The organism is Candidatus Brocadiia bacterium, from assembly GCA_041658285.1.
Lineage (GTDB): Bacteria > Planctomycetota > MHYJ01 > JACQXL01 > JACQXL01 > JBBAAP01.
In genome coordinates this window covers 96,273-118,524 of record JBBAAP010000001.1, presented here as the reverse complement: position 1 = coordinate 118,524, position 22,252 = coordinate 96,273, and the positions used below count along the sequence as shown (strand labels likewise).

Here is a 22,252-nt window from a genome sequence, read left to right as displayed (position 1 = left end):
ATATATTTAATTAATCTGTGTAATCTGTGGCTATGGAGAGGAGTTTTGTATGGACTTTGAACTGACTGAAGAACAATTGGCTATGCAGAAGATGGCCCGCGACTTTGCCGAGAAGGAAATAGCCCCGATAATGGAAAAGGACGAAAAAGAGCACAAGTTCCGCCCTGAACTGGTCCGCAAGATGGGGGAGCTGGGCTTTTTCGGCGGCGTCATCCCCGAACAATACGGCGGCACTGGATTGGGCTTTCTGTCCACTCTGATAATGAACGAAGAAGTCGCCCGGGTCAGCGCCTCCTACGGACTGCCGTTTAATATGCAGACCATCGGGCCGGGACAGGTCATTCTTACCTGGGGCACCGAGGAACACAAGAAAAAATATCTGCCCAAACTCGTCTCCGGCGAGTATATGGGCTGTTTCGCCATCACCGAACCCAACTCCGGTTCGGACGTGGCCTCTATGAAATCCCTGGCCGTGGACAAGGGCGACCATTATCTGCTCAACGGCGCCAAGACCTGGATATCAAACGCCCAGGTGGCTGATGTCGGCATCGTTTACGCCTACACCGACCCGGTCGCCAAGCATAAGGGTATGTCCGCATTCGTAGTGGAGCTGAAGAACATCAAGGGTATTACCACCAAGCCGATAGAGACCAAGTTAGGCCTGCATTCAGCGCCGACCGGCGAAATAATATTCGAAGACGCCAAGATACCCAAATCGGCTCTGCTGGGCAAGCCCGGCGATGGTTTCAAGATATGCATGTCTATGTTGGATAACACCCGCTTGAGTTGTTCTGTTAGGGCCGTTGGAGTGGCCCAAGGCGCTTTGGATGCCGCGGTCAAATACGCCAACGAACGAGAACAGTTCGGCCAAAAGATTTCCGAGTTCGAGATGATACAGGACCAGCTGGCCGAGATGTTCGTGGAAATCCAGGCCGCCCGATTACTGGTTTACCGAGCTGCCTGGCTCAAGGACAAAGGGCAGAAGAATACACTGGAGGTCTCCACCGGCAAGTATTTCGCCGCCGAAACGGCCGTCAAGGCCACCGGGTTGGCCGTCAAGATATTCGGCTCATACGGGTTCTCGTCAGAGTATCCGGTCGAGCGGATGTTCCGCGACGCCAAGTCGTTCCAGATAGTCGAAGGGACGTCCAACATCCAGAAGATGATTATCTCGTCGTTTGTCCTGGGTAAGCGGAAATAGGCCACACTTGCCCGACTGGTCAGGCGGGGGTTATACATAGGGGCTTGATTTATCTGGATAATATCCGCTATATCGGCTGAATCAGCTTACTATAACTATGAAACCTATTATCGAACATCTGCGCAAGCAATCGCGGTTATTCAGAATCCTGGTTGGATACTCCCTGGTGGTCGTGTTATGGGCCCTGGATTACTGGACAACGGCGGATATCTCATTCCTAATATTCTATATGGTGCCCATTTTTGTGGTTACCTGGTTTGTCAACCGGGCGCAGGGAATCATCATATCCGGCATCAGCATTATTGCCTGGCTGACGGCTGATACGATGTCTATGCCGGCCCATTCCCGCTTTGTCGCGCCGACTGTGGACCTGATGGTTGAATTCGGATTTTTCATTATGGCCGTTCTTTTCCTGTCGATGCTCCGGACCGCGTTCAACCGTGAAAGACAGCAATCCCGGACCGATTCTTTGACCGGCGTGGCCAACCACCGTTACTTCCAGGAAGTGGCGCTGGATGAAATAGAGCGCGCCAACCGGTCGCGCTATCCTTTGACCGTGGCATATTTCGACATTGACAACTTTAAGAATGTCAACGACCGTTTAGGCCACAGTGCCGGCGATAATCTTTTGCGCACAGTCGCCCAGTCCACCGCCAGCGCCATCCGCAAGGTTGATACCGTGGCCCGGATGGGCGGGGACGAATTCGTGATACTTATGCCGGCGACCGATTACGACCAGGCCCAGGTTGTAATGAACCGGGTCTATGAAAACCTGACCGATACCGCCCGGTCTAACAAATGGCCGGTCGGCTTCAGCATTGGCGTGGCCACCTGCCTGAACCCGCCCTGCTCCGTGGATGTGATGCTCCGTCTGGCCGATAATCTGATGTATGACGTCAAGAACAACGGCAAGAACCGCATCAAGCACGAGCTGATAACCGAATAATTAAATATAGATGGTGCGCTGGGTGTGGGGATGAATTGAGTGTGGCGTTACCCGAGTTCCGGCAGAAGTGTTTTTTAATACGATAAAATGAGAAGGAGTAATTATGGCAAAGATACCATTCTACGGGATAATTAAAAATGAAATAGGTGTAATAATGGTATTTTGTAAAATACATAGCAAGTTAGGATTTCCCCAGTTAATTCCGTCCGCTTCTCATGGATTTGATATAGATTCAATAGAATATAACGGCCATAAAGTAACGGTTGAATTCGAATATGAATCTGGTAATTTTTTAATACATGGTCATCCTAAGAATATGAAAAAGGGTGGAAAATATGTGGTTGTGTGCTGGGAAGATACTTGTGGACTTGCGAACGAACTTCAAAAAAAATATAACAAAACGTTATATGATGTGATACCATTAAAAAAATATATTGAAATAAAGGAGCCGGTGACAAGCGATAAGAAAGATGATCCTGAGCATTTAATTTTAGCCTATAATAAGAAAGAATCCGGGGAAAGGGATTTTAGCGCGTGGGAGTTATCGCATTGTTTTAGGGTTAAGAAACGCCTTTTCCCTAAAATACCAGAGGATTCGAAAGTGTTATTTATGGAGAAAGGGCGTATAATAGGTGGTTTTACTGTAGTCAGATATGAAATTCTGCATCCACGAGGTAACAGGGAAAAAGAACTCTATATAAAACTTACTAATGACCCTTGCAGTTTATTTACCTTAGAAAAGGATGATTTAAGAGATCTTAGAGAAGGGCACATATTCTATAAGGATTTTTTTGTGTCAAGCACGCGTATTAAACCTAATGTGGGAAAAGTGATGCAACAAGGTGGAAAACTTAAGATTACTAAGAATCAATATGATCGTATATGTGATAGAATTGGCAGGATTGGATAAGATACGCACAAGATGTAATGTTCAACTTCAGCAGATTTCGGGAATTGGGATTTCTGGGGGCACCCCTCCAGACCTGCTTGCGGCAGGCAGGGGCAACGACCGGTTCGGATAGGTAAACGAACGGTTCGTACAGGGCGGGGAACGGTTCACTGACGTGGCTGAACGGTTCGTTCAGGGCGGGGAACGGTTCACTGATGTGGCTGAACGGTTCATACAGGGCGGGGAATGGTTCACTGACGTGGCTGAACGGTTCGTACAGGGCGGGGAACGGTTCACTGATGTGGCTGAACGGTTCATCCAAGGCGGGGAATGATTCACTGACGTGGTTGAAACAGCCCCTAATAGGAGGTGTAAAATGCCAAAAAAGGACTATATACCGTATTCGGATGCGGAGTTTGATGAGTGGTTTCATAATTTTGCAGCTAATATCAGCGCTATTGCGGCGCCGCTCGAGGTTGACCCGGCTTTGGTTACCGCGGTAACCGATGCTTATGCGGCTTGGAAGGTGGGTTATGTGGCTCAGCAGACGGCAAAAAATGCGCACTAGGCCGCCACGGAAATTAAGGACGAATTACGCGATACGGGCAAAGAAGCGGTTAGGCCCTTGGTTGGGATGCTTCAGAAACACCCTGGACTGACCGACGCACAACGGGCCATTCTGGGCATTACCGTGCCGGACAGAAATCCGACCCCGGCCTCGCCGGAATATGTTGCCAATTTAGCCCCGCCTTTGTTACTGCTGGACTGGTCAGGACGCGGCCAGGTAGTCGTTCATTTCGGCGTCAATCCGGGAAATGAAAAGGAAAATTCCAAGCCGAAGGATATTGCCGGCGCTAAAATCTGGTTTCGCCGGAAGGGCGAAGATTGGCAATTCCTGGCGGACGACACCAACAGCCCTTATATACACATTCTGGCTGCTGTGCAGCAAACGGTACAGGCAGGTTTAGCCATAACAGAACCGGTCAATATGGAATATAAGGCGCAGTGGTTTGACAAGAAGATGCGCACGGGTTCTTTCAGCCAAACGGCTAAGTGTACCGTGTCACCATAATTCACCATCCCGCTTTTGGCGGGACAGGTTGCGGCGCGAAACTACGAAATCACGGACCCGCCTGACTTATTCGGATAGGTATTAACTCTATCTTGACTTTTAGGTAGTATGAGTTAAAATTAATAACTATTAGTATTCTCTGTGTTCTCAGTGCCTCTGTGGCAAATTTATGGAAGCCAGTTATATCAAACTACTTAAATCCGGTGAACTCAAGCGGCGGGTAGAGACCGCTAAAAAGATGCTGGAGAACTGCACCCTTTGCCCTCGGGGTTGCCGGGTGAACCGGTTAGCCGGAGAGCTAGGTTTCTGCGGGAGCCATTCATCAGTGGTTATCTCCAGCTACGGCCTGCATTACGGCGAGGAGCCGCCGGTTTCCGGGCAGATGGGTTCCGGCACCATATTCTTTACCGGCTGTAACCTGCGTTGCCTGTTCTGCCAGAATTACCAGATTAGCCAGGAATATGAAGGCCGGGAAATAACCATCCAAAAACTGGCTCAGGCTATGCTGGACTTGGAATCGCAGGGCGCGCACAACATCAACCTGGTCTCGCCCAGCCACTTTGTCCCGCAGATACTGGAAGCATTGCTGATAGCCTCAGAAAAGGGACTGAAACTGCCCATCGTCTATAACACCAACGGCTATGACACCGTCGAAACCCTGAAACTTCTGGATGGCATCGTGGACATCTACCTGCCTGATATCAAGTACAGCGATGACCGATATGCCAAATCCTATTCCGGTGCGGGTGACTATGTCAAACACAACCGTGCGGCGCTTAAGGAGATGTACCGCCAGGTTGGGAACTTGAGTATGGATGCCGGCGGCGCGGCGGAGCGAGGGGTGATTATCCGGCATCTGGTCCTGCCCGTCCGACCGGATCATCCGGGAGGGCCGGCCGGCGGGGCGGGCAGTCTTGAATCACTGGATTTTATAAAGAACGAGCTCTCGGCGGACGCATTTGTCAGCCTGATGTCGCAGTATCATCCGTGCTACAAGGCCAAGGAGCATCCGATACTCAACCGTCGGTTAAAGCATACGGAATACGACGAGGTGGTGCAGTATGCCGAGAAATTGGGGCTGAAAAACTGCTACATCCAGGCGCTGGTAAGCAGTGACGACTTTTTACCGGACTTTAATAAAGAAAAACCGTTTGATTAGCCACGGAGACACAGAGGTCACAGAGTAATTAATGATTATTTAATGAAGGTCTCCGTGTGCTCTGCGACTCTGTGGCAAATTAGGTTATGAAATATAAAGCGATATTGTTAATAGGCCCGACCGGCTCTGGCAAGACTCCTTTGGGTGAGCACTTGGCCAGGCACGGACTGAACGGCAAGCGGTGCTGGCACTTTGATTTCGGGGCCAACCTTCGCAGTATTATCACCACAAAGGAACAAAGTTCACAAAGAATTATTTGGAATGAGGAAGATATAGGGTTTATTAAGAATGTGCTTGAATCCGGGGCGTTACTGGAGGATAAGGACTTTCCGCTGGCCAGGAAGATTCTGGAGTCATTCATTCAACGCCACAGTATAACCGACAATGACATCATCGTCCTGAACGGCCTGCCCAGGCACGTCGGCCAGGCCAAGGCGATGATGGAATTCGTGGATGTCAATGTGGTGGTGCACCTGTCAGCCGCGCCTGAGGTATTGTCCGAGCGCATCCGGACCAACGCCGGCGGCGACCGGGTTGGGCGGACCGATGACAATCTGGATGATATCGGTAAAAAGATAGCCATATTCAATGTCCGCACCACGCCGTTAATCAGCCATTATCGAGCGGTTGGGGCGAAGGTTTTGGATGTCAATGTGGACCTGGATACCAAAGTGGAATCGGTTTACAGCCGTTTAACGCAATAGTGATATGGCGCTGTGCGCCCAATTATAAGCGGTTATTATACCATTAAATAACTAAGCTATTTTTAATTGACATAGTTTTCTGGCGGTGGTATAGAGATGAGCAGATATGATGTATCTGAAAATAATAACCGGTCCCCAGAACGGTTCGTCCACCGAGCTCAATTTTGACGACAATAACAAATTCATCATCGGCCGCCTGTCATCCAAGACGGGTTTGGCGCTTATAGACAACAAGGTTTCCAAACAGCATACCGAGATATCCCGCAAGGGCAGCGACTATTACATCAAGGACTTGAACAGCACTAACGGGACTTTCGTGGACGGGAAAAGAGTCACCGCCGAGCTTAAGATAAAAATAGGCAATCTTATCAAGGTGGGCACGACTATAATGGAACTGGTCAGCGAAGGCGGTCCGGCTCCGGTATATTCTTGCGGCCCGGCACAGCAGGAGGACGTCGGAACGACCACCGCCGAGATAAAGCTTGATGCCGATGACATTGCCGACGCCAAAGGGTCGGACCTGCCGATGGGTAAAGAAGTAAGCTCTAAAATATTGCCCATAATGCACCAGATATCGCGGCTGATAATGTCGGAAAAAGATATCCAGCACCTGCTGGAGCAGGTATTAAAGCAGACCATCACCGCCACTAACGCAGACCGCGGTTATGTGATAATGGTGGATAAGAAGACGGAGAAGATTTCATCGCATATATCCTATCCCAAGAAAGATACCATCCAGGAACCGCATGTCAGACATACGATTATCAAGTATGTGACCAAGAATACCCGTCCGCTGGTGACATCAGACGCCATGCTGGATAAGCGGTTCGACCCGAGTTCCAGCATAGCCGACGGCGGCATCAAATCTGTTGTCTGCGTTCCGCTGATTACGACTTCAACGAATTACGGCGTCATCTATCTGGAAAATACCCAGCTTGAGAAATATTTCGGGCAGACGGAACTGGAAACCGCCAGCGCCATTGCTATTCTGGCCGGCATGGGCATCATAACCGTATCGGCGGCCGAAAAGACCGAACGGACTATGATGGGCACGCTCCGGGCGTTCCTGACTATTATCGAGATGAAAATGCCCCAAATGCAGGGCCATTCCGAACGCGTTTCTAATATTGCATCCAATATCGCCCGTCAGATGGGACTGCCCGGACACGAGGTGAAAAGGGTTCACCTGGCTGCGCTGCTTCACGACGTCGGCCGGATTATGGAAACGGCCGATGCCGGCGAAACGACCAACTTTAAGGATATAGAAAAACATACGCTGACGGCTGAGAAACTGCTTAATTCAATTCCGGATCTGCACGATATTATCCCGGTCATAAAATACCATCACGAGCGGGTTGACGGCACCGGATATTTCAAGGTGGAAAGTAAGAATATTCCGGTTGGCGCCAAGATACTTGCCGTTGCCAATGAAATAGACAACCTGATGACTTTCGGCGGCCCGCAGGCGCAGGGGATATCAATTAAGGAGGCCATTGCCGAGATACAGTCTCATGCCAACAAGAGGTTTGATGTCGAGATAGTCAAGGTAATGGTTGCCTGCTACGATAATGACGCGCTTTTTAAGACCGAAGGTTCCGGTCTTAAGAACATGCTCTAGAGTTTAATCACGCCGGATTCAACATTATAAATTATTCCCGAAGGTTTTTTTACTTCGGCGTATTAACCGGCGCGACCGGTGTCGGCGTAACGGGTGTAACCTGCGGCGGGGGCAGTGGTATCGGCGGCAGAGGAGCCGCTTTAGGCAGCGGTTCGTATTTCAGGGTTTTAGGCGCATATTCATGGGGACGTTTGTAATTAATCACTACTTGTAAAATCGATGAGTCTTTGGTCAATTGTTTTACTATGTCCATTCCTTTTGTTACCCGGCCGAAGGCGGTATATTTTTCGTCCAGCCCCGGGTTGGTCGGTTGAAGCGTAATGAAGAATCTGGTGGTTGCTGAATTAGTATACTTCGAATCCTCGATCAGGCCCAGTTTCGGATTGGGGTCGCGTTCCCTGATCATGCCCAGTGAGCCTTCCTCGTGCTTGAGGTTGTTGACTTCGTAAGGCAGATAATAAGTCGGGGTGATGCCTTTGTCGCTCAGGCACAGGCCCATATCAGGTTTTATGTCTGAGAATAAGGTCTGGTTGTATGAGCCTTTCTCGGCCAGGGAAATGAAGTTAGCCACCGTATTTGGGGCCTCGTCCTCGAATAATTCCACTTCGAATTCGCCCTGGGTTGTCTTGATGGTTACATTAGGCACGCCTCTTTTGGCTATGTATTCCTTGATCTGCTTATCAAGCTCGGTGTTTTTCCATGTTTCGTTGATAGCCAGGGTGTCCAGCCTTAATTTTGCCCATTTGGCGACGTCTTCTTTGGGGTAGTTGGCGATAATCGTTTCATATTCTTTCTTGGCCTCGGCTAATTTGCCCTCGTCGAAATAGGCGTTAGCCAGTTTAAGCCTGATAAATGGCGCCGCTTTGGTGATGCCGTGCACTTGCAGGATCATCTGTAGGGCGTTTGAGTCGTTGGCCTTTTCCACGTCGTACCAGGCCTTATCGCTCATCTGGTTTATCCGGTACGAGCGCCAGACGACCAGGACAACCAGCAGGGTGATTACCAGCAGTACGAAGAATACGATATTCTGGTGGGTGCGGATCCATAATTCGGTATTGGCCCAGAATGATTTTTCCTGGGTATTGGTTTCGTTAGGGGCAGGAGGCGTCATAATAATTTATATGTACTCCGAGATTAGGGTAGATGTAATAATTGACAATTGGAGTTCCGTTTAAGGCGGAACAGCGAAGCAACCTGTAAGGATAAACTCCGTTCTCCCATCTACACTTATTTCTTGAAAGGGTCGGGTAACTCAGTTTTGTAATATCCGATCCTGACAATCAGCTGTGTCTCAGAAATCAGCTGGACTATTTCTATTTTACAGATTTCCTTCTTCTTCTGGTAAACCATTGATTCCCGGTTGCCGGTCTGGATTCTGGTCCAGCCGTTGGTTTCCATTTGGGATGCGTAGAAATTAATGACATCGTTTGTCCGGGCGCTGCCGACATACTTCAGGTAAGAAGTCCTGACTGTGCCGTTAATGAATGTCAGGGATTCTTCCGGCATATGGATGAAATTGGACGGAACCGGTACATCAGGCGCCTGGTAACTCTTTATGGCAGGGCTCTGAACCAATCCCTGGGAACCCGTGTTAAAATACTTTTTCATCAGGGTGCACGAGGAGAAGCTTAATGCGATGGTGGCCACCAATCCCAGCGCTATTATCTTTGATCGGTTCTTCATATTAATACCTCCTGCCCTTATGGGCAATTCCAACAATATTATTTAATAACTCTCTGTCAAGGAATTTGTAAAATTTATTGACTAAAACGCCCCATAAATATAGATTATCGGCATGATTGAGATGGAACTATCAAAAATAGTGATAAATGAGGCGAGTGAAGAACAGATAATCATCCTGAAAGAGAAGCAGGGCACCCGGATATTTCCGATAGTCATAGGTATTTACGAGGCCGCCGCGCTTGACCGTCAGGTCAGAAACGTTAAAACGGCGCGTCCGTTGACGCATGACCTGATTATCAGCATCCTTAAAGGATTGGAAATCAGCGTAAAGAGAGTGGTCATTAACGACCTGCAGAACAATACGTTTTATGCCCGATTGCTGGTACAGAATAACGGGCGCGAAGTGGAAATTGATTCGCGGCCCAGCGATGCGATTGTCCTGGCCAGCCATCTTAACTGCCCGATTTTTGTGGAGGAGAAGATATTGAATAATCTGGCTAAAGAGATTGATTGAAATAGCTGATATAATAGAATAAGGAGGAACTTTATGAAGAAAGTTATTGCGGGATTAGTTTTAGCTGTAGTAATACTGGTTCCCTCGATGGCGCAGGCGGAGTTTATCAAAGTCAAGGGGTTGGGATGGGATGACCAGCTGACCGGCAACATACAGCTGAGCGATTCGGTCCTGGCCGGAACAAAGTTAGACCTGAAAAATGACCTGGGAATAAAGAGCAGTGCCATAGTCGGTGAATTGGAGTTTAAGGTAAAGCCGCCTATTTTCAAGACGATTGTTGTTTCTTACGGCACAGGCAGTTTCTCCGGCAGGCGGATAATCGGGCGGGATGTTAATTTTGGCGGCAAGACCTTTACCGCCAGCGATACGATAAAAACATCGATGGACGCAACGGTTGGATCTCTTATGGTCCAGTGGGAATTTGCCCCGGCGTCGTTGCTGTCGGCTTTCCCTTCGCTTAATTCAGGCGAATTTGGATTGTTACTCGGTGCCAATTACCTGGGCTTTGATACTAAGGTTAGCTCCGGCACGACCGGCGTGAATACCAGCGAAAAGGCTAACATACCAATACCGGTTATCGGTGGTTTTATGGAAGTCGGTTTTATGGAGAGATTCAAGTTCGCCATGACCGCGACCCTGTTTAACCTGAAATCAGCAAAGATCGGGCCGAACCAGGTCAGTGCCAGTTACGCTAATCTTTCATTTGATGTGAAGATGAACGTTTACAAGAACATTCCGATCGGGTTGGGATACCGAAGCACCAGCCTGAATGCCGACCTTAAGGGCGGTTCGACGTTTTCTACCGACCTGGCAATGAAAGGATTTTACCTCGTTACGTCATATGGGTTTTAACTGACAGCGCCATTATCATGATGCCGCCGGTCGGCGGCATTGGAACGGGAGGCGTGGCCGAGTGGTTGATGGCGACGGTTTTGAAAACCGTTGTCCCGCTTGCGGGACCGAGGGTTCGAATCCTTCCGCCTCCGTTTTACTTAGTGCGGAGCTGATTTGGGTTCATTTTACACCATTTTAAGGCGGCTGAGACAGCGCGTTCAAGATATAGTCAAGATACAAATATGGAGAGGTGGCCGAGTGGTTGATGGCGGCGGCTTGCTAAGCCGTTGTAGGGGGTTTTCCCTTACCCTGGGTTCAAATCCCAGCCTCTCCGTTTTTTATTTAATAACTGATTATAATGGAATACAAATCGCTTATCACTTCCGCAAGGACCGCGCTTAAGCGCGCCTACGCGCCGTATTCTAAGTTCAAAGTAGGTGCCGCTATCCTGGCCCGGAACAACCGTATTTTCACCGGATGTAATATAGAAAACGCTTCTTATGGGTTGACCGTTTGCGCCGAAAGGGCAGCGGTATTTAACGCGGTGTCGGCCGGAATCCGGGATTTTAAGGTAATTACCGTAGTAACTAACGGCAAGACAATCGCATATCCTTGTGGGGCCTGCCTTCAGGTATTGTCCGAGTTCTCTCCAAATATTACCATAGTGCTTGTTTCCGGTAATAAACAGCCGATAGTGAAACCGCTTGGTGAATTATTGGTCACTCCCTTTAGATTCCACCGTGATTAGCCGATATTAGTATTACGTAGGTTTATAAGTAAGAACTAATATTCGTTTATCATCAGGAGGAGCATATGAAGAAATTCTTATTACTAGTCGCGCTTATCGTAATTGCATGGTTGGTTTATAGTTATGTTTTGGTCCCTGGCAGGGATAAACAGAAACCACCGCCTCCTCCGATTCCTGGGCCGGTTGACAACAATCCGCCGTCAAACCCTCCGACCGACGGTGTTATGCTTTTCAGCCAGGGTAAATATAAAGAAGCCATAAAAAGGCTGGAGCAGGAAATAAACGACGGCAAGGCTGAAGACCAGGGCAAATACTGGTATTATATTGCTGTTTCCCATGACAAGTTAGAGCAATCCGAAAAAGCGCTCAAGGTTTGGGAAAAGATTGTCAAGGAATACTCCAGCGCCGAGTATTGCGGTGATGCCTATTACGAAATCGGCCGCCGGAGCAAGGATAAAGCCCAGAAAATACAGTATTTGGAAACAGCCCAGGCCAAGTTTCCCCAGAGCCAGGGCGGCCGGGCGGCAGGAGTTGAATTGGGCGAATATTATCTCAGCGACACCAGCATCCAGGACCGCGAGTTCAAAGCGCGGCACGCATTTTCCATGGCTTTAAGAAGTAATCTGCCCAAGGAAAAGGCCGATGATATTAAAAATAAGTTGATTGAGATAAATAAAAAACTGGTGTTTTCACCGTATCCGACCCCGGACAGCACGATGTATGCTGTAGTCCCCGGAGATACTATTGCGGCTATTTCTAAAAAGTATAAGGTTGTTGCTCCGGGCGACCTGTCGCTCGGGCATATCAGGCGGGTTAATGGCGTAAAAGGAACTAATATTTTCCCGAATGATAACCTCAAAATCCTGACGGGTGTTTTCCATATTGAGATTAACAAGGTCAACCACACGCTGACTCTTTATATGAATAACGAGTATATCAAAGAATATATGATTGGCGTCGGGTCTCCGGAAAAGAGCGAGACTCCGCCCGGCGAGTTCCATATAGCCGGCAAAGTTGTTCATCCGCCCTGGACCAAACGCTTTGAAGACGGACATCAGGAACAGATCCCTTACGGCGATCCGCGCAATGTGCTTGGAACGCGCTGGATGGGGTTTAAAGAACGGCCCAGGCTGGGCATTCACGGTACCACCAAGCCCGAAAGCATCGGTCAGAATGTTTCCGACGGTTGCATCAGGATGCACAACGCCGAAGTGGAAGAGCTTTATGACCTTGTTCCCGAAGGGACAAAGATCATAATCGAGTAGGTTTCAGTCCAAGGCGTTTCGGGTCAAACTAGCCGGGCTTGCCTCAGCATTTATACTGAAATTCTTGCCAAAAAATAATCTACTATTACATTAGGACGTTTAATTGCCTTATGCAAGAGAGGGTTGGCCAAATGAATCAAGTGAGCAACAACACTGCTACAAGCAAGGGTTTTGAGCCACGGATAGTCGCATTCCTGTGCAACTGGTGCAGTTATGCCGGCGCCGACCTGGCCGGCACCAGCCGGCTTAAATACGCGCCCAATATCAGGGTTATTAAGGTCCCTTGCACAGGCCGGATTGACCCGCTCTTCATCCTCAAAGCTTTCGAAACCGGGGCGGACGGCGTGTTGGTATCGGGTTGTCATCCCAACGATTGCCATTACCGGAGCGGGAACTTCCTGGCCCGCCGCCGCTGGATGGTATTCACGGACATACTCGGGTTTGCCGGCATCGAGCCGGAACGGATACATTTCTCCTGGGTTTCCGCGGCCGAAGGAGGTAAATTCGTCGAGGTTGTCAATAACGTAACCGAAACAGTCCGCAAATGCGGGTCTTTCAAGGAAGTTTCTCGGAAATGATAGATAAGCTGCAAAAACGCGTTAAAGAACTGCTTGAAGCCAAGACCATAGCCGTTTTTATCGGTTATGAAAAGGGCGATAACCCCGAACTTGGCCGCCCGGTTATGGTAACGTCACCCGATCAGGCGGATAAACTGGTTTATGACAAGACCTGCCGCGTTATGCTCAGTAAATATATCCTGAAACCAGAAGTCAAGTCGTTGGGCCGGCGAGGTATTTTAGGGACGTTATCAAACCTTAGGGCTATTACCGGTTTAATACAGGAAAAGCAGTTATCGCGTGCTGATATTTATGTCATTGGCCTGTCTTGTAGTAATAAACTGCCGGAGGTATATGATGAGACCATTGAAATATCAGGTGATTTCAGCGTTATTGATTCAGTAGAAACTGATAGACGGATAAAAGAGCTGTCCGCGTTGTCCATTGCGGAGCGCCGGCGATTTTGGGATAAGGAGTTCTCCAAATGCATAAAATGTTACGCCTGCAGGCAGATTTGCCCGCTGTGCTACTGTAATCGTTGCATCGCAGATAAGAACCAGCCGCCCTGGATTCCGACCTCGCCGCATCAGGTCGGTAATTTTATGTGGAATATCACCCGGGCCTACCACCTGGCCGGGCGTTGCATCAACTGCGGAGAATGCCAACGTGCCTGCCCGGTCGGTATTCCGCTGATGCTTTTTAACCGGATGATATATAATAACATCAAGGATAATTTCGGGTATGAAGCCGGATTCAATCCGGATAACCCGCCGCCGCTGGCTACCTATAATCCGGATGATAAGGAGAATTTTATAATATGAAGCACTCAATAACCACCGGTTTCAGCTTTGGGTCGACTTCAGGCGTGATTACCACGCTCGGCCTGATGGTTGGCTTGCATTCCGGCACGCACAGCAAAATGGCCGTGTTGGGCGGTATCCTGACCATTGCCATAGCCGACGCCTTCTCGGACGCTTTAGGCATTCACATATCCGAAGAATCGGAAAATACCCATACCCAAGCGGAAATATGGGTTGCTACCATATCGACATTCATTGCCAAATTCATAGTGGCGCTGACCTTTGTCGTGCCCATCCTGCTCTGGGAGTTTTCCAAAACATTCACAATCCCGTTAACTGATATAACAATGCCCATTGCTATTCTTGTGGCAGTGGCTTGGGGCCTTTTGCTTATAACCATGGTCAGTTTGCGTATGGCCAAAGCGCAGGGAAGCAAGGCTTCTCATGTGATATTGGAACACGTAATAATTGTCATAGTAGTTATTTTTATCAGCCATTTCGTAGGTGACTGGAGCCGGACATTAGGTTAATATGATAATAACATTATACCGGTTGGAATCGTTGATTGACGGCTTGATAAAAGATGGTCGCACCGTCGTCGGTCCGGTTAAGGAATCAAGCGGTTCCGCCTACCAGGTTATCAATTCTTTTAAGCAGATTAATCTCGGTTTGCCTTACCCGACAAAGTCGTCCAAGGAATATTTCCTGTCTGACAGCGAGCCGATACTTACATTCACATCCGGCCAGAAAGGTGTTGAGCTGAAAGACGCGCCTGAGCCGGCTGGCGTCATACTCTTTGGCCTGCGCCCGTGCGAAGCCGCTTCTTATCCGATTATGGACAAGGTTTTTGCCTGGGACTGCAATGACGAATTTTATATCAAGCGCCGGGAAAAGAATGTCATCATCTCTGTTGCCTGTGAGCAATCCGACCGGTTCTGTTTTTGCACCAGCACCGGGCTGGCGCCGGACAGTTCCGAAGGCAGCGATATCATCCTGCGCCGGACAATCAAGGGCAACTATATTGTAGAGGTGGTAACCGAAAAGGGCCGGGCGCTGGTTAATTCGAATAAAGGTTTGTTTAGCGACAACGTTTCAGAACAACCGGTCGAATGCAAAGGTCCGGACCGGAAGTTCGATTTGGATATGATCCGCCAGTGGTTGGATTCTAATTTCGAACATCCGATTTGGAACAAGATGACGTTACCCTGTATCGGTTGCGGCGCCTGCACGTTCCTCTGCCCGACCTGCCATTGCTTTGACATAGTGGATGAAGGCGCGCTTAATGGCGGCTGCCGCTACAAAAATTGGGATGCCTGCCAGTTCTCCATGTTCACGGTTCACGCTTCGGGGCATAACCCGCGCGATAACCAGTCCAAGCGTTTCCGCCAAAGGATACAGCATAAGTTCAATTACTATCCGGGTAAGTTCGGCCGGACCCTGTGTGTCGGTTGCGGCCGGTGCATCCGCCATTGCCCGGCTGATATGAGCCTGCTTGACGTATTAGTAAGCATAGATAAACTAGCTAAAACTTAATATGACTAATGTATATAAACCGCACCTGATGACCGTAACGGAAGTTACCAACGAGACCTACGACACCAAGACTCTCAAGCTGACTTTTCAGGATGAGTCCGTGGCTCGCTCGTTCAACTTTAAGGCCGGACAGTTCGGCTTGTATTCGGCCTTTGGCGAGGGTGAGTCGACTTTCTGCATCGCGTCAGCCCCGACCAAGCAGGGCTATATCGAATGCACTTTTCGCCGGAGCGGCCGGGTGACCAAAGCGCTGGCAAACATTGAAGTCGGCGAGACCATCGGTTTCCGCGGTCCTTACGGCAACTTTTTCCCTCTGGACAATTTTCAGGGCAAGAATATAGTCTTCATCGCCGGCGGCATCGGACTGGCGCCCATTCGCTCGGTCATCTGGAACTGCCTGGACCTGCGCGACCGGTTCAAAGACATTACCATAGTTTACGGCGCCCGGACCGTGGCCGACCTGGTTTACACCAAAGAGTTGCCTGAATGGGCCAAATATCCCGGCGTCAGGCTGGTTAAGGCGGTTGACCCGGGTGGTGAGACCAAAGATTGGGACGGCCAGGTTGGATTGGTTCCTAAGATACTGGAAGATGCCAAGCCGGACAGTGCTAATTCCGTGGCTCTGGTCTGTGGTCCGCCCATAATGATAAAGTTCACGCTTCCTGTGCTGGACAAACTCGGATTCGGGCTGAACAGCGTCTATACCACGCTGGAAAACCGGATGAAGTGCGGTATCGGCAAATGCGGGCGGTGCAATGTCGGTAAGGTTTATATCTGTAAGGAAGGGCCTGTCTTCACGGCCGGCCAGCTCAAGGATCTCCCACCTGAATATTAGTGCCACTTGGAGCGAAGCGACTTAGTGGCACTTATCCCGATACGAAGTATCGGGGCTAGTGCAAATAAAAGCTCATTAGTGCCGGTTCGAACAGCGTGAGTTACCGGCACCTTATCCCTGAACGAAGCGAATGGGACATACTGGGTCTTATCCAGTGAAAATCACATTATTATAGATAGTTACACTGGATTAGAGCGACTCAATGCCAATAAAAAAGGCCGTCCTTTTTAGGGGACGGCCTATTTCTTGACGGGGGCTGGCTAAATATTAATAAACTTAATCAAGCTTAACTCGTTCTGGAAACCTTTGCGGTAGGAATATTCCACCTCATCCATTATAGCCGAAATCAGGTAAACGCCCATTTGGTATTGTCTTTCGTTTTTTACCACCTTGGGGTCGGTGTAATTGATGTGATTGCCGTTGGTGTTATCGGTGATAACGGCCTTGAAGCGGACGTCGTCTATATGGATAACCACATCGATATTGCCCGGACGTTTGGTTCCGATAGCGTGCCGAACGATAGCCGAAAGCGCCTCATCCACGGCCAGCGCCACTAACCGGCCTTCACGTTCCGGCAAGCGGTCTTGTTTCCATATCTTACTGACCAGCCGGCGCACCTGGGCCAGGTATTTCGGATGGCAGGCGAATGTTAATGATTCCTGGAGAGATTTTTTATTGGTACTGGAGGCCTTTTTCTTATTGCTTGCCATTTTCATTGACCTTTCTTCTCTGCTCAAGTTCTTTCAATATCTTTATCAGCTGTGTCGTATCCAGGTAATCCATATCCAGCAGAACCAGGCCGATCAGGCGGCGGAAGCCCTTCTGCTTCAGATCGTTTTGTCTTTCCAGCGACTTTTTAACCTGGGCTTTGGTTATGAATCCCAATCGTATAGCCACCGCCCCAAAAAGTTCATGTTTAGGTTTATCCATATTACCTGTGCAGTGTAGCTTTTTTCTGGATAAAATCAAGCATTATCCGCGGTATATTTATCGGCTTAATCGGGTCGCGCACCACCGAGATGCGGAAACAGTTTTTATCGCCGAACGGGTCGCCCGGAGCCACCAGTACGCCCGTGCTTCTTACTAAATCATCGGCAAATTCCGTGGCGTTAGCCCATATTTTCTTGGGGATAATTTCCAGCCATAAATACAGCGGCAGCTGCGGCGAGCCGTACTTGAAGCGCAGGTATTTTTTTTCGCCTTTCTTCAGGCCTTTTTGGAATTTGTCGCACCAATTATGGAAGGTGTTGATGTTCTTTTTGATGTCCACCAGTACCCGTTGGTAATCGTTGAAGTAGGGCATCATGGCGTACTGGGTGATGGTGTTGGCGCCCAGGTACTTGGCAAAGAGCACCCGCATCGCCTCGAGCGTCTGCCGGTGCAGGCTTTCCAGTTCGGCCGGGATATGGATGACCTGCCAGCCGCCGTGCAGTCCGGTGCCCAGGGTCTTGTCGATTCCGCCCAGCATTATCAGCGGTATCTTATACTTATTGGATAGCCCGACGTAATCGGCCCTCAGTTTCGGGTCGATGAATTCCATATAGATGTTGTCGACGATAAGGAAGATGTTCTGGCCTTTTTTCTGGCGTTCGTGGATGGTCCGGACGATTTCCTCGACGATGCTCTTGTCCAGGAACTTGGCGGTGGGGTTGTCGGCCGGAATCAGGACGATGGCCTGGGTGCCGTCGTTAATCTTGCGCTTTAGCTGTTTGACGTCCGGCTGGCCGCAGAGCTTGCCTGCCGGGTGCCGGTCGACCAGATTCAGTTTCAGCCCGTTTTCCAGCAATATCCCGCTCCAGGGCGGATAGACCGGGTTAATCAGCATGATGTTGGGCCAGTTGGTCCGGCGGGCGAACTTAGCGGCTTCCTTGGTCCCGCCCGAAACCTGTGACATCATCCGGGCTAGGAACAGGATTGATTCGGTCACGCCGTTGACGATAAACACCTCGGTGTCCGGCACGCCGTAATACTTAGCCACGCTCTTGACCAGTTCCGGATGACCCTCGGAAAAGGTGTAACACATCGGCTGGTTCTCCACCGCCGTATGGATGGCTTCCTTGACCATTGACGGCACGATGATGTTCTTTTCCAGGTGGGTGTCGCCGATGTTTAGGAATACCACTCCGTGCTTGACGCCGTCGTGCGTCCACTGGGTGTTTTCCCGTTTGAGCTTCCGTCCGGTCAGGATGGCCGGGTTACCGCGCAGGGTCCAGAACTTGGACGCCTCTATCATCGGGTTAAAAGCTACGTTGCTCATAGCAGTACTCCTTACTATTCGGTATATATGATTACGATTTCAATATCGGTTTCAGTTCGTCTATGAACTCGCTCACGTCCTTGAACTCGCGGTAGACCGAGGCGAATCGGACGTAAGCCACCTTGTCCAGCTTCTTGAGTTCTTTCATTACCAGGTCGCCGATGAACTTGGCCGGCACCTCGTGGTCATATTTGTCATAAAGGGCCCGCTCGACGTTGTTGACGGTTTCCTCAAGCCTTTCCAGCGAAATCGGTCTCTTCTCGCAGGCCTTGGTGATGCCCGATATTATCTTGGCCCGTTGGAATGGCTGGGAAGAGCCGTTCTTCTTGATGACCCGGAGCAGCGCTTCCTCGCGCTTTTCATAGGTGGTATAGCGCCGGGCGCATTTCAGGCACTTGCGCCTGCGCCGGATTTCGTATCCGCCGTTGACCAGGCGGGAATCGACCACTTTATCCTTGTCCTGCTTACAGTTGGGGCATTTCATAATTGATACACTCTTGTCGTATTCAATATCTATCGAAAGTTCTGTCAAGAAAATCCTTTCGGGATTTTCTTCCATAGGGGTTATCACCCCTCTGGCGTGTCGCCTGTGGCGCCACTGTCACCCCCTGGGAGATTGACTGCAATCTCCCAGACCCCCACAGGCAGTATAGGAAGTATAAAACTTTCCTATACTGCAAGAATTTTATTGAACTATAACATGTTTTTGTTAGGTTATTCAGCTCAAATTAGATAGATAGAATATTAGTTATGACCACATATTATAGCGTCAGTATCCCGTCCGGGCAGGGTGGTATCAGCGTCATCGAGCTGTTCGGCTCGGGCGCCCGGCGCGTCATCGCCCAGGTATTCCGGCCGATAGCGCTAGCTCGGCTGCCTGTGAAGTTGTCCGCCAGAGGCGGATGCGACAAAGGAGCACAGCCGACTATGGGTGGCCGTAATTTCCATAGATTGCCACCCGCCAATCTTCGGCCCGACCATTTCTATCTGGGCAATATCTGCCGTCCGCAGGACCTGACCCAAAAGATAGACCAGGCCGTCATTCGATATATCAGACCGGACCAAAGCCTGACCGGGCTGGACACCGTCGAGATAAACGCGCACGGCGGGCAGATGTCGGTAAAACTGATAACCAACGCGCTTAAATCATTGGGCGCTAAGGAATCAACCACCGAACAGGTTATCCGGCTGGCCGGCCGTAAGAAGAAGGGATTAGATAAAATACAGCAGTCCGCCCTGCGTGAGCTGTTGCAGGCGCGCACACTGCTGGCCGGGCGGGTGTTGCTGGCCCAGTATCAGGGCGCGCTGTCAAAGGCGCTGTCCCGTCTGAAACGGATGCCTGAATCCGGGCGCAACAGGCTGGCCGGCCAGCTGTTACAAAGCGCGCGGCTGGGCATAGCGCTGACCCGGCCCAGGCGGGTGGTTATCATCGGCCGGCCCAATGTCGGCAAATCAACCTTGTTCAACGCGCTGGTCGGGCACGAGCGTGTGCTGGTCCATCACCGGCCCGGCACCACCCGGGACAGCGTTGAAGAGCTCATCGCCGTCGAAGGCGTTCCTTTCAAGCTGATAGACACGGCCGGCCTGCGCCAAAAGCCCGGCGGGCTGATAGAAAAGGCCGGTATCGGTATCACCAGGTCCGAAATAGCCCGGGCCGATGTCTTAATACTGGTGCTCGACGCCACCAAAGGCCTGACCCCGGCTGATAAAGAGATGCTGGCCGGGCTTATTCCGAAAAAGACTATAACCGTCTATAACAAATCAGATTTGGCGCAATCACCTGAACTTCGTATCTCCGCTCTGAAAGGCACAGGCATAGACAGGCTCCGCAAACGGGTGATAAAAGCCATCGGCCTCAGCGCGAAAGAGTTGAAGTATAAGTTTGGGACACCTGTGTTATTTGACAACGGCCAGATGAATATGGTAAAAACTATAATTAAGAAATAAAAGATTAAAATTAACTTTTCTATTTTCGTGGTTTCGTGGTAAATACTCAGTGTCCTCAGTGGCTAAATCCAGGGATTAAAATATGAAATATCCTGCTTGGGCGGATGAGTTTGCCGGGGCGGTGACGGTCTGCGACGCGCGCGGCATCATCCTGTATATGAACGCCAAATCCGCCAAGGTCTTCGGGCGCGACGGCGGACTGGCCCTCATCGGCAAGAACATCCTGGACTGCCATCCCGAGCCGGCCCGGGCCAAGCTGGCCGAGCTGATGGCCAAAAGGGCCAGCAACGCATACACCATTGAAAAGAACCTGCCCGAACTGGCGGCCGGTCAGGCGGGAGGCATAAAGAAGCTCATATACCAATCGCCCTGGTATGAAAAGGGCGAATACAAAGGATTTGTCGAACTGTCGCTGGAGATACCGTTTGATATGCCGCATTTTAAGCGCGGCAATCAGAGCAGTAGCCACAGAGACACAGAGCGCACGGAGCAGGCTTAAGAATTATATTATTAAGATTACCCATTATTAATGGTCTCTGTGTTCTCTGAGCCTCCGTGGCAAAATTATTAGGCGCTATAAATAACTATGCTGGACCATCTGATTACATATTTCTCGAGGGACATATTCTCCTATATCGGGGTGATTTTCGCATTGCTCCTGACCGGACTGGGAATGCCCGTGCCCGAAGACATCATCCTGCTGGCGGCCGGGTTCGTCACGGCCAACGATTACGCCCGGCTGGAGCTGATGATACCGATAACGATGCTGAGCATCCTCACCGGCGACCTGATAACCTTCTGGCTGGGCCGCAAGTATGGCAACCATATATACAGCATCAGGCCGTTTTCATACCTCTTTACCCAGAAGCGGGTGGCCCGGATAGAGAAGTTCTACGCCCGTTACGGCAAATCGGCCATATTCTTCGGCCGGTTCGCGGCCGGGCTGAGGGCGTTTATTTACGTCAGCGCCGGCGCGTCGCGCATGTCCATCGGGCGGTTCATCCTGATGGATTTCCTGGCCGCCTTAATCAGCGTGCCGTTGCTGGTCTGGCTGGGCTACTATTTCGAAGGCGAAATCAGGCAGATGGCCTTCTTCGTCGGGCGCATCAAGCTCTGGCTGGTTCTGATTATGCTCGTGGCCGTGGTAATCGTTGTGGTCAAGAACCGGCTCAAAAAACGCAGGAACAAGAAGGTATAGTGACAGAGCGCAGGCAAGTGTTAGCGGAGAAAATATATGGTTACGAAATCGCAAATAATGTACATTGAGTATAAAGGCGGCGGTCTAGCTGGTCCGGCAAGAATTGGCAGAGTTACTTTTTCCAAATCCGGTAAGTCCGTCTATTACAAAAATAAGTATTTTGAACCACTCAAGGGGGCAGGCTTCAAAGCGAACTTCTTCGACAAAGAAACCGGAGATGAGTATTGGATATCAGGCTGTCATAAAGACGGTCAAGATGCCCTTTATAGCACCACCGTGGTTATAGATGAAGACGCCAGAAAAGAATACTGGCTTCAAATCAGAGAGCAACCCGAGAATATTAAAGTAAGCAAACTTAAGCTTAAGGGCAAATATAACCGTTAACTGGAATTCGGGGGGCACTTCGCCAGGTCTGCCTGCCATCACCTGCCCGCTTCAGGGGTGGGGGCAGTTCCGCATCCAGCAGTCTTTTGTCTTCCAAAAACAATATAA

28 protein-coding genes and 2 tRNA genes are annotated in these 22,252 nt (G+C 50.0%); 24 read left to right on the top strand and 6 right to left on the bottom strand.

The features are described from left to right. Window positions 1–49 precede the first annotated feature (49 nt). The 9 genes from acd (at window position 50) to WC980_00485 (ending at window position 7,589) form a co-directional block, all read left to right on the top strand. Entirely contained in the window at window positions 50–1,201 is a 1,152-nt protein-coding gene (gene acd / locus WC980_00525; protein ID MFA5793541.1) for a glutaryl-CoA dehydrogenase Acd, read from the top strand. Between the two features lie 97 nt (window positions 1,202–1,298). Further along, complete coding sequence (locus WC980_00520; GenBank protein MFA5793540.1) at window positions 1,299–2,147, top strand: GGDEF domain-containing protein; 849 nt, start codon at window positions 1,299–1,301, stop codon at window positions 2,145–2,147. A 103-nt stretch (window positions 2,148–2,250) separates the two neighbouring features. Then, window positions 2,251–3,057: a hypothetical protein gene (locus WC980_00515; GenBank protein MFA5793539.1), complete on the top strand. Its 807-nt coding sequence runs from the start codon at window positions 2,251–2,253 to the stop codon at window positions 3,055–3,057. A gap of 154 nt (window positions 3,058–3,211) precedes the next feature. After that, window positions 3,212–3,370 (top strand): hypothetical protein, encoded by a 159-nt coding sequence (locus tag WC980_00510; protein MFA5793538.1) that lies wholly within the window; start codon window positions 3,212–3,214, stop codon window positions 3,368–3,370. A 42-nt stretch (window positions 3,371–3,412) separates the two neighbouring features. Next, on the top strand, window positions 3,413–3,604 hold the full coding sequence (locus WC980_00505; protein MFA5793537.1) for a hypothetical protein: 192 nt from the start codon (window positions 3,413–3,415) through the stop codon (window positions 3,602–3,604). Between the two features lie 66 nt (window positions 3,605–3,670). Next, a complete protein-coding gene (locus tag WC980_00500; GenBank protein ID MFA5793536.1) occupies window positions 3,671–4,108 on the top strand; it encodes a hypothetical protein in 438 nt (145 codons plus the stop codon). A gap of 169 nt (window positions 4,109–4,277) precedes the next feature. Further along, complete coding sequence (locus tag WC980_00495) at window positions 4,278–5,267, top strand: radical SAM protein (protein MFA5793535.1); 990 nt, start codon at window positions 4,278–4,280, stop codon at window positions 5,265–5,267. Window positions 5,268–5,353: 86 nt separating this feature from the next. After that, window positions 5,354–5,971 carry a nucleoside monophosphate kinase gene (locus WC980_00490; protein MFA5793534.1) on the top strand — a complete coding sequence of 206 codons (618 nt, stop codon included), beginning with the start codon at window positions 5,354–5,356 and terminating at the stop codon, window positions 5,969–5,971. A gap of 106 nt (window positions 5,972–6,077) precedes the next feature. Next, the gene (locus WC980_00485) at window positions 6,078–7,589 is read left to right on the top strand and encodes an HD domain-containing phosphohydrolase (GenBank protein ID MFA5793533.1); all 1,512 of its coding nucleotides are present in this window, start codon (window positions 6,078–6,080) and stop codon (window positions 7,587–7,589) included. A 49-nt stretch (window positions 7,590–7,638) separates the two neighbouring features. Here WC980_00485 and WC980_00480 read toward each other — a convergent pair whose 3' ends face one another. Both WC980_00480 and WC980_00475 read right to left on the bottom strand, forming a co-directional pair. Next, window positions 7,639–8,700, bottom strand: coding sequence for a peptidylprolyl isomerase (locus tag WC980_00480; GenBank protein MFA5793532.1), 1,062 nt, complete (start codon window positions 8,698–8,700; stop codon window positions 7,639–7,641). Between the two features lie 116 nt (window positions 8,701–8,816). Further along, a complete protein-coding gene (locus WC980_00475; protein MFA5793531.1) occupies window positions 8,817–9,272 on the bottom strand; it encodes a hypothetical protein in 456 nt (151 codons plus the stop codon). A gap of 112 nt (window positions 9,273–9,384) precedes the next feature. Between WC980_00475 and WC980_00470 the strand changes: the two genes are divergently transcribed. The 11 genes from WC980_00470 to WC980_00420 all read left to right on the top strand — a co-directional run bounded on the left by WC980_00470 (window position 9,385) and on the right by WC980_00420 (window position 16,358). After that, window positions 9,385–9,786 (top strand): bifunctional nuclease family protein, encoded by a 402-nt coding sequence (locus WC980_00470; GenBank protein MFA5793530.1) that lies wholly within the window; start codon window positions 9,385–9,387, stop codon window positions 9,784–9,786. A gap of 33 nt (window positions 9,787–9,819) precedes the next feature. Then, a complete protein-coding gene (locus WC980_00465) occupies window positions 9,820–10,638 on the top strand; it encodes a hypothetical protein (GenBank protein MFA5793529.1) in 819 nt (272 codons plus the stop codon). Window positions 10,639–10,685: 47 nt separating this feature from the next. Next, a tRNA-Ser gene (locus WC980_00460) sits at window positions 10,686–10,772 on the top strand. 92 nt (window positions 10,773–10,864) lie between these two features. Beyond that, a tRNA-Ser gene (locus WC980_00455) sits at window positions 10,865–10,954 on the top strand. A gap of 24 nt (window positions 10,955–10,978) precedes the next feature. Then, entirely contained in the window at window positions 10,979–11,368 is a 390-nt protein-coding gene (cdd, locus tag WC980_00450) for a cytidine deaminase (GenBank protein ID MFA5793528.1), read from the top strand. A gap of 65 nt (window positions 11,369–11,433) precedes the next feature. Continuing rightward, the gene (locus WC980_00445; protein MFA5793527.1) at window positions 11,434–12,633 is read left to right on the top strand and encodes a L,D-transpeptidase family protein; all 1,200 of its coding nucleotides are present in this window, start codon (window positions 11,434–11,436) and stop codon (window positions 12,631–12,633) included. 131 nt (window positions 12,634–12,764) lie between these two features. After that, window positions 12,765–13,211 carry a hydrogenase iron-sulfur subunit gene (locus WC980_00440; GenBank protein MFA5793526.1) on the top strand — a complete coding sequence of 149 codons (447 nt, stop codon included), beginning with the start codon at window positions 12,765–12,767 and terminating at the stop codon, window positions 13,209–13,211. Beyond that, on the top strand, window positions 13,208–14,011 hold the full coding sequence (locus WC980_00435; GenBank protein ID MFA5793525.1) for a 4Fe-4S binding protein: 804 nt from the start codon (window positions 13,208–13,210) through the stop codon (window positions 14,009–14,011). Before WC980_00440 ends, WC980_00435 begins: the two co-directional genes overlap by 4 nt. Then, window positions 14,008–14,520, top strand: coding sequence for a hypothetical protein (locus tag WC980_00430; protein MFA5793524.1), 513 nt, complete (start codon window positions 14,008–14,010; stop codon window positions 14,518–14,520). Before WC980_00435 ends, WC980_00430 begins: the two co-directional genes overlap by 4 nt. A gap of 1 nt (window position 14,521) precedes the next feature. Beyond that, window positions 14,522–15,523: a 4Fe-4S dicluster domain-containing protein gene (locus WC980_00425; GenBank protein MFA5793523.1), complete on the top strand. Its 1,002-nt coding sequence runs from the start codon at window positions 14,522–14,524 to the stop codon at window positions 15,521–15,523. A 1-nt stretch (window position 15,524) separates the two neighbouring features. After that, window positions 15,525–16,358, top strand: coding sequence for an FAD/NAD(P)-binding protein (locus WC980_00420; GenBank protein MFA5793522.1), 834 nt, complete (start codon window positions 15,525–15,527; stop codon window positions 16,356–16,358). Window positions 16,359–16,618: 260 nt separating this feature from the next. Here WC980_00420 and WC980_00415 read toward each other — a convergent pair whose 3' ends face one another. The 4 genes from WC980_00415 to nrdR are packed head-to-tail and all read right to left on the bottom strand — an operon-like array spanning window position 16,619 to window position 19,099. After that, window positions 16,619–17,068 (bottom strand): ATP-binding protein, encoded by a 450-nt coding sequence (locus tag WC980_00415; GenBank protein ID MFA5793521.1) that lies wholly within the window; start codon window positions 17,066–17,068, stop codon window positions 16,619–16,621. After that, a complete protein-coding gene (locus tag WC980_00410) occupies window positions 17,055–17,288 on the bottom strand; it encodes a hypothetical protein (protein ID MFA5793520.1) in 234 nt (77 codons plus the stop codon). Before WC980_00410 ends, WC980_00415 begins: the two co-directional genes overlap by 14 nt. A 1-nt stretch (window position 17,289) precedes the next feature. Next, window positions 17,290–18,615 (bottom strand): pyridoxal phosphate-dependent aminotransferase, encoded by a 1,326-nt coding sequence (locus WC980_00405; protein MFA5793519.1) that lies wholly within the window; start codon window positions 18,613–18,615, stop codon window positions 17,290–17,292. Between the two features lie 31 nt (window positions 18,616–18,646). Then, entirely contained in the window at window positions 18,647–19,099 is a 453-nt protein-coding gene (gene nrdR, locus WC980_00400; protein ID MFA5793518.1) for a transcriptional regulator NrdR, read from the bottom strand. Between the two features lie 266 nt (window positions 19,100–19,365). Between nrdR and WC980_00395 the strand changes: the two genes are divergently transcribed. From WC980_00395 to WC980_00380, 4 genes are all read left to right on the top strand, one after another. Further along, entirely contained in the window at window positions 19,366–20,562 is a 1,197-nt protein-coding gene (locus tag WC980_00395; GenBank protein MFA5793517.1) for a GTPase, read from the top strand. An 82-nt stretch (window positions 20,563–20,644) separates the two neighbouring features. Then, window positions 20,645–21,061, top strand: coding sequence for a PAS domain-containing protein (locus WC980_00390; GenBank protein ID MFA5793516.1), 417 nt, complete (start codon window positions 20,645–20,647; stop codon window positions 21,059–21,061). A gap of 87 nt (window positions 21,062–21,148) precedes the next feature. Beyond that, the gene (locus WC980_00385) at window positions 21,149–21,760 is read left to right on the top strand and encodes a DedA family protein (GenBank protein ID MFA5793515.1); all 612 of its coding nucleotides are present in this window, start codon (window positions 21,149–21,151) and stop codon (window positions 21,758–21,760) included. 36 nt (window positions 21,761–21,796) lie between these two features. Then, window positions 21,797–22,144, top strand: a complete 348-nt coding sequence (locus WC980_00380; GenBank protein MFA5793514.1) for a 1-deoxy-D-xylulose-5-phosphate synthase — start codon at window positions 21,797–21,799, stop codon at window positions 22,142–22,144. The last annotated feature ends 108 nt before the right edge of the window (window positions 22,145–22,252 follow it).